The organism is Actinophytocola sp. (genome assembly GCF_036402745.1).
GTDB lineage: Bacteria > Actinomycetota > Actinomycetes > Mycobacteriales > Pseudonocardiaceae > Actinophytocola.
On sequence record NZ_DASWSJ010000213.1, the window covers coordinates 44064 to 51063 of the forward strand.

The following is a 7000-nucleotide window of genomic DNA, read 5'->3' on the forward strand; positions in this document are numbered from 1 at the left end:
CCGACCGCCCCGACACTCCCGCGTACCGCCACACCCCGGGCATCGATCCGGGACTCGACGAGTGGTGCGCTCGCGGCCGGCAAGGTCATGGTGACCGGTCAGGAGCCGGGCGCGTCCAGGCCGTAGCGGGCGATGACGTCGGGCAGCCAGCCGGGTTGTTCGAAGTGCAAGCCGTAGCGGTCGGCGAGGGCGGCGGCGTCGGAAGGCTCGGGCGGGCCGGCGGCGACCAGGTCGTACAGCTCGCGGAAGAAGTGTTCGAAGCCGGCCGGGGTGATGATCTCGATCATCCGCGCCGGGACACTGCCCGCGTTCCACATCGCGTGCAGCTCGCCGCGCGGCTTGGTGACGTAGCCGCCGGGGCCGAGGACGACCTCACGATCACCGGAGCGGAAGCCGATCTCGCCCTCGGTGACGATCGAGCACTCGTCCTCGCGGGTGTGCAGGTGCGGCGACACCAGGGCACCCACCGCGAACGGGTGCTCGACCACCGACATGACGCCACCCGTGTCGTGGCCCCACAGCTTGAAGTCCACGCCGAAGCCGCCGAGTCGCTCGGATCGCCCTTCGCCGGGGCGCACCACCGTCAGGGGCGGGGGATCGGGAACGGTCACGTGACTGCCTTTCCGGATGAGCGAGGGAGCACAGGAGCACACTGAATGTCGCACGTCGCGGGCCGGATGTGAGCGTCGCGCCACCCGGCCTGAGGGGACCAGAGGCCGCCGCGGAAGCTGTCGTGCCAGGCCGGTACGGCGGGTCCGCGCGGAGGAGTAGCACTGTCATGTGGACCAACCGGAGAAGGTCGACCTCCTCGTGGTCGGCAGTGGCGCGGCGGGCCGCGCGCTGGCGGTGGACCAGGCCCGCGCCGGCCGCGCGGTCGTCATGGTCGAACGCCGCCTGATCGGTGGCAACAGCGTCAACATCGCCTGCGTTCCGACCAAGTCACTCGTCGCCTCGGCGCGGGTCGAGCGGATCCTGCGCCGGGCCAAGGACCTCGGCATCCTCGTCGAAGGGTCGCGGACCGACCTCGACCTGGTGCGCGAGCACGAGACCGAGGTCGTGCGGGCCATGGTCGCGACGCACCGCGAGCAGTTCGCGGCGGCCGGGGTGGACCTGGTGCTGGGGACCGCCCGGTTCGTCGCCCCGCGCACGGTCGAGGTGCATCGCGACGACGGCGGCACCCGCGTCGTCCGCGGCCGCGAGGTCGTCATCGACACCGGAAGCCGGCCGGCCCTGCCGGACATCCCCGGCCTGGTCGCGACGCAGCCGTGGACCAGCGCGTCGGCCATCACCCTGCCCGGGCTGCCCGAGCACCTGATCGTCCTTGGCGCCGGCCGGGACGGGTGCGAGCTCGCGCAGATATTCGCCGCCCTCGGCGCGCACGTCACGATCGTGGACCGCGCGCCGCACCTGCTGCCCGACGAGGACGACGACATCGCCGCCGCCGTGACCGAGGTGTTCCGGCGCGACGGCATCGACGTCCGCATCCCCGAGGACGTCGAATGGGTCGACCGCGACCCCGACACCGGGGTGCGCGTGCGGCTGGTGGACGGCACGGACATCGTCGGCACCGAGATCCTGGTCGCGACCGGCCACGAGCCCGCCACCCGCCAGCTCGGCCTGGCGCACGCGAAGGTCCGCCGCACCGACGAGGGCTACATCGAGGTCGACGAGCACCTGCGCACCACCGCCGAGCGCACCTGGGCGGCCGGTGACGTGGCCGGCAGCCCGCGGTTCACCCACGCCTCGCTGGACGACTACCGGATCATCAAGTCCTGCCTCGCCGGCACGCCCCGCAGCACCCGCGACCGGCTCATCCCCCACACCGTGTTCACCACCCCTGAGCTCGGCCGGGTCGGGCTGACCGAGCGGCAGGCCAGGGCGGCCGGGCACGACGTCGTGGTCGCGACGCTGCCGGTCGCGGACATCCCCCGGGCCCGCACGACGCGCGACACCGACGGGCTGTGGAAGGCGGTCGTCGAGGCGGGCACCGGCCGGATCCTCGGCGCCGCGCTGTTCGGGCCGCAGGCCGGCGAGGCGATCGCCGTCGTGCAGCTGGCGATGACGGCCGGCCTGCCCTACCCGGCGCTGCGGGACGCGATCATCGGCCACCCGACGATGAGTGAAGGACTGAACCTGCTGTTCGGTCGGGTCGGGACATGAGCACGGCGACCGCGGACTCCGCGGGCGACAGCCGCGGGCGTTTCCCGACCCGGGCGAACGTGCCGGCCAGCGATCCGTCCACATAGGACTCGGGCACCACCGGGCAGACGTAGCTCCTGCGGCACACCGCCCTGGTGTTGTTGAGCCGCTCGGCGGCCGCGTCGATGGCGGCGTTGATCTTCCGCTTGGCGTCGCGCTCGGACCGGGGCGAGCCGAGCATGACGAGGGTCTCGGCGGCGACCACGGTGCCGCCCCAGGTGCGGAAGTCCTTGGCGGTGAAGATCGCCCGGGTGATGGCCCGCAGGTAGGCGTTGACCTCCGCCGACCCCACGTCCACGACCTTGCCGTCGTCGTCGACGTACTGGAACAGCTCCTGGCCGGGCAGCTCGTGGCAGGCGTGCACGACGTCGGCCAGCCGCGGATCGCTGAGCAGGACCCGTTGCTCCTTTCCGGACTTGGCGCGGAACTCGAACATCACCGTGGTCCGGTCCTGGAACCGCACGTGGTCGTGTCGCAACGTGGTCAGACCGTAGGTGCGGTTCTGCCGGGCGTACTCCTCGTTGCCGATGCGGACCAGCGTCAGGTCCATCAGCCGGATCACCGCCGCGAGCACCTTCTCGCGGGGCAGTCCGGGCAGGTCCAGGTCGCGCTCGAGGTGCCGGCGCAGGCCGGGCAACGCGCCCGCGAAGTCGCCCAGCCGGTGGTACTTCGTCCGGTCGCGGACCTCCCGCCAGCGCGGGTGGTAGCGATACTGCTTGCGGCCACGGGAATCCCGGCCGGTGGCCAGGATGTGCCCGTTGGGTGTCGGGCTGATCCACACGTCGGTCCAGGCGGGCGGGATCCGGATCGCGTCGATCCACGCCCGCTCGGCGGGATCGGTGATGACGCCGCCGTCCGGCCGCCGGTACACCCAGCCGTCGTCGCCGCGATGCCTGGTGACGCCGGGCAGCGCGTCGGTGACGTAGGTGAGACCGGCGCTCTCGGCCACGACCGGATCGGGCCCGCTCATCGTCCGGACATGCCCACCACGCGGCGACTCAACCATCGGCGATGTGCAGGGCCGGTTTTCGGGGGAACCCCTGGGCCCATGGCCCGGACACTGGAAGAGGGCGACATCTTCTTCTGCTACCGCCCCCGCGTGGACGTCGACCAGGTGCGCGGCCTGGCCGACGTGCAGCGCTTCTTCGTCATCCTGAAACCGGGCGGCAAGCCGGTCTTCCGGCGGGTCGTCGTCGGCCGCAAACGCCTGCCCGGCATCGAGGAACACGAGCGGACGTGGGGTTTCGTCGATCTGGTGACCGACAAGGCCGAGGAGATCGAGGACGAGCTCGACCCGGTCGCCTACGAGACCCGGACGCGCGGCCGCCGGGTGCGGCCGCCGGCCCGCCCGGCCGGTGAGGGCGTGTACGCGATCGTGTCGCACGACGGCCACACCCACCTCGCGTACGCCCTCGAGCTGCCCGAGCACCCGGGGCCGGTCCAGGTGGAGCTCAACATCAACCCCGAGGCCAGCCTCATCGCCACGGTTCGCAACCCGGAAGCGCCGGCCCCGCCGCGGACCGGCATGCCAGCGTCCCGACGTCCGGACTACCCGCCCGCACTCCGCGAGAAGTTCGCCGGCCGCCGGTTCGCCGACCTGGACCCGCCGGACTTCCTCGACCACCCCGGCACCGAGCTCGTCCTGATCGGCGCGAGCCCCGACGTCGGCCGGGAGCTGGGCCTGTCGCTGCACCCGCGGCGGGAGACCGAGCGGTCCGCGGACATCTTCACGACGCTCGGCATGGAGCGGACGTCGCATCCCGTCGAACCGCTGCTGACCGGCGAGTGGACCTGACCTGGCCGGTGACCAGCCACGCCGGGGCGGTTACGTCCGGTGAGTGCCGCCGCGGGGTGCGTGGTAGTCTTCTGGTGGTCGTTAGTTTTGTGTTCGTGTTACTGCGCTCGCGAAACATTTGTTGCGGGCGCGATGTATTCCCTCCAGGGTTTGGTCGGATAAGGCCCCGTCACAGACAGCCCGGCTCGCCGCACCGGTGGCGCGCCGAATCCACACCTGTTGAGGAGAAAAGCATGGCTCAGGGCACCGTGAAGTGGTTCAACTCCGAAAAGGGCTTCGGCTTCATCGCCCCCGAGGACGGTGGCCCGGACGTGTTCGTCCACTACTCGGAGATCCAGGGCGGCGGCTTCAAGTCGCTCGAGGAGAACCAGCGCGTGCAGTTCGAGGTGGGCCAGGGCCAGAAGGGCCCCCAGGCCACCGGCGTCACCCTTCTCTGATCTCACCCACGCACCGGGCGTAGCCCGAACGTGGTGAAACCGGCAGGCCCCGCTTCGCGCGGGACCTGCCGGTTTTCGTTTCGCCGACGTGGTCAGCCCGGCATCATCGAGCGGACGCTGCCCTGCACCGAACCCGCCGCGTCCTGGACCTTTCCGGTCGCCGTGCGGGTGGCGCGCTTTGCTCGCCACGTGACCGACGGCTTTCCGTGGGTGTCGGCGGCGGCGATGAGCAGGCCGCCGAGCAGGCCGAGGTTCTTCAGGAAGTGGATCTGGTGCGCGGCCCGCTCCTGCGGGTCCTCGTACTCCCAGAACCGGTGGCCGGCCGCGGTGGTCGGCACCAGGCTGCCGGCCAGCAGCAGCGCCGCCAGCCGGGGGAACCTGCCCAGCCCCAGCGCGATGCCGGCGCCGATCTTGACCGCCGCGTCGAGCTTGACCAGGGACTCCGGGTCCGTGGGGAGCTGCGCGGGCAGCTTGCCCCGCACCTGGCCGACGGTCTTGTCGAGCAGCGGCTCGGCGGCCTTGATCCGCGGCTTGGGGTTACGCAGCGTCTCGATGCCACCGGACACGAAGATGGCCGCCAGCAGCGGGCGAGCGACCCGGCGCAAGATCATCGGGAGGACCTCCTCGGTACGTCCGTTGCCGCCGGGTACCCACTCCGCCCGCGTTTCACGCACCCGCCGAAAGCCCGCCCCGATATGGTCCTCGCGTGGTGGACGACGTGGTGGACGACAAGGTGACCGTGGCGATACACACCGACGGGGCGTGCAGTGGCAACCCCGGCCCCGGCGGGTGGGGCGCCGTCCTCAAGTACGGGCGCCACGAGCGGGAAATGTGCGGCGGCGAGGCGACGACCACCACCAACAACCGCATGGAGCTCACGGCGCCGATCCGGGCCCTCGAGAGCCTGACCCGGCCCTGCGCGGTCGACCTCTACACGGACAGCACGTACGTGCGCAACGGCATCACCCAGTGGATGACCAACTGGAAGCGCAACGGCTGGCAGACCCAGGGCAAGACCCCGGTGAAGAACGCCGACCTCTGGCGCCGCCTCGACGCCGCCGCGGCGGTCCACGAGGTGCGGTGGCACTGGGTCAAGGGCCACGCCGGCAACGAGGACAACGAGCGCGCCGACCGCCTGGCCGTCAAGGGAATGCACGAGGCCATCGCCGACGCGCAGCCCGCACCGCTGGACTGACGCCGACGCCGCTGAACCGACGCTGCCGCCATTGGACCGACGCTGTCGCCATTGGACCGACGCCGACGTCGCTGGGCTGAGGGCACGTCACCCGGCCGCGGCCTCCGGGCGGTCGATGATCCGCAGCCAGGTGCCGTCCGGCTCGCGGCGGGCCACCTGGACGCGGCCGCCCTTGTCGTCGGCCGACCGGGTCGAGGTGAGCGCGAGGTCGCCGTAGCGGACCGTCGGCAGCGGCGGCTCGGTCGGGAACGGCAGCGGCACGTGCTCCAGCATCCGCTCGAACACCGCGCGGATCGCGTCCCGGCCGACGGTCGCGGCGCCCGGCGGGTAGGCCATCACCGCGTCGGGGGCGTACAGCTCCGCCATGCCCTCGGCGTCGCGGGCGTTGGCGCGCTCGACGAACAGCCTGGTCAGGTCTTCCGGTTCGGTTGCTCGGTTCGTGGTCATGACTCCACCCTGCGCCGGGCGCGGCCAGAAGTCCAAGAGATAGTTCGTCTCGCGGCTAGAATCAGCGGTTATGGAACTGCGTCAGCTCGAGTATTTCGTGGCCGTCGCCGAGGAGGCCAACTTCACCCGGGCCGCCGAGCGCGTGCACGTCGCCCAGCCCGGGGTCAGCGCGCAGATCCGGCGGCTCGAACGCGAGCTGGGCCAGGAACTGCTCACCCGCACGAGCCGGTCGGTCCGGCTGAGCGAGGTCGGCGCGGCGGTCCTCCCCTACGCCCGCGCCGCACTGGCCGCGGTCGAGGGCGCGCGCCTCGCCGTCGACGAGCTGACCGGGCTGCTGCGCGGGCACGTCGCCGTCGGGACGGTCACCTCGCACGACGTCGACCTGCCGGGCCTGCTGGCCGGCTTCCACGACGACCACCCGGCCGTGGAGATCACCCTCACCGAGGCGAACTCCGACGAGCTCGTCGAGAACCTGCGCGCCGGCCGCCTCGACGCCGCGATCGTCAGCATCGGCCGCACGGTCCCGCCCGGCCTCGACGTCCAGGTGATCACCGACCAGCCGATCGTGGCCGCCGTGAGCCATGACCACGAGCTGGCCGTGCACAAGGTGATCACCCTCGACACCCTCCGCGGCCGGCCGCTGATCAGCCTGCCGCGCGGCACGGGCCTGCGAGCCCGCCTGGACGAGGCCTGCACCGCGGCGGGCTTCACCCCGCGCATAGCCTTCGAGGCGAGCGACCCCGGCGTGCTCGCCCAGCTCGCCGCCCACGGCCTTGGCGCGGCCATCCTGCCGGGCGAGTTCGCCGCCGCCCGCGCCGACCGACTGCACTCGCTGACGATCAACCGGCCCGCGTTACGCGGCCGGCTGGTCTTCGCCTGGCGCGGGGACGGGCCGAGCGGCCCGGCCGGCCGGGCGTTGGTCAGCCG

The 7000-nt window shown here is 72.2% G+C and carries 9 protein-coding genes; 5 read left to right on the plus strand and 4 right to left on the minus strand.

Annotated elements, in window-relative coordinates; genetic code table 11:
- Window positions 1-98: 98 nt before the first annotated feature.
- Window positions 99-611 carry a cupin domain-containing protein gene (locus VGD70_RS20330; protein ID WP_331083606.1) on the minus strand — a complete coding sequence of 171 codons (513 nt, stop codon included), beginning with the start codon at window positions 609-611 and terminating at the stop codon, window positions 99-101.
- Between the two features lie 169 nt (window positions 612-780).
- Here VGD70_RS20330 and VGD70_RS20335 point away from each other — a divergent pair, with 169 nt between their 5' ends.
- Window positions 781-2160 carry a dihydrolipoyl dehydrogenase family protein gene (locus VGD70_RS20335; protein ID WP_331083608.1) on the plus strand — a complete coding sequence of 460 codons (1380 nt, stop codon included), beginning with the start codon at window positions 781-783 and terminating at the stop codon, window positions 2158-2160.
- Here VGD70_RS20335 and VGD70_RS20340 read toward each other — a convergent pair.
- Window positions 2099-3169, minus strand: a complete 1071-nt coding sequence (locus tag VGD70_RS20340; RefSeq protein ID WP_331083609.1) for a DNA topoisomerase IB — start codon at window positions 3167-3169, stop codon at window positions 2099-2101. The genes VGD70_RS20335 and VGD70_RS20340 overlap by 62 nt on opposite strands.
- Before the next feature lie 78 nt (window positions 3170-3247).
- Here VGD70_RS20340 and VGD70_RS20345 point away from each other — a divergent pair, with 78 nt between their 5' ends.
- Both VGD70_RS20345 and VGD70_RS20350 read left to right on the plus strand, forming a co-directional pair.
- Window positions 3248-3994: a hypothetical protein gene (locus VGD70_RS20345; protein WP_331083611.1), complete on the plus strand. Its 747-nt coding sequence runs from the start codon at window positions 3248-3250 to the stop codon at window positions 3992-3994.
- A 233-nt stretch (window positions 3995-4227) separates the two neighbouring features.
- A complete protein-coding gene (locus VGD70_RS20350) occupies window positions 4228-4431 on the plus strand; it encodes a cold-shock protein (RefSeq protein ID WP_331083613.1) in 204 nt (67 codons plus the stop codon).
- A 92-nt stretch (window positions 4432-4523) separates the two neighbouring features.
- Here VGD70_RS20350 and VGD70_RS20355 read toward each other — a convergent pair whose 3' ends face one another.
- On the minus strand, window positions 4524-5042 hold the full coding sequence (locus VGD70_RS20355) for a DoxX family protein (RefSeq protein WP_331083615.1): 519 nt from the start codon (window positions 5040-5042) through the stop codon (window positions 4524-4526).
- Window positions 5043-5164: 122 nt separating this feature from the next.
- On the opposite strand from VGD70_RS20355, the gene rnhA reads away from it, so the two are divergent.
- Complete coding sequence (gene rnhA / locus VGD70_RS20360; protein WP_331083625.1) at window positions 5165-5626, plus strand: ribonuclease HI; 462 nt, start codon at window positions 5165-5167, stop codon at window positions 5624-5626.
- 87 nt (window positions 5627-5713) lie between these two features.
- Here the strand turns inward: rnhA and VGD70_RS20365 are convergent, their stop codons facing one another.
- On the minus strand, window positions 5714-6073 hold the full coding sequence (locus tag VGD70_RS20365; RefSeq protein ID WP_331083617.1) for an SgcJ/EcaC family oxidoreductase: 360 nt from the start codon (window positions 6071-6073) through the stop codon (window positions 5714-5716).
- Between the two features lie 70 nt (window positions 6074-6143).
- Here VGD70_RS20365 and VGD70_RS20370 point away from each other — a divergent pair.
- The coding region (locus VGD70_RS20370; RefSeq protein WP_331083619.1) for a LysR family transcriptional regulator at window positions 6144-7000 on the plus strand (857 nt) is incomplete at its 3' end.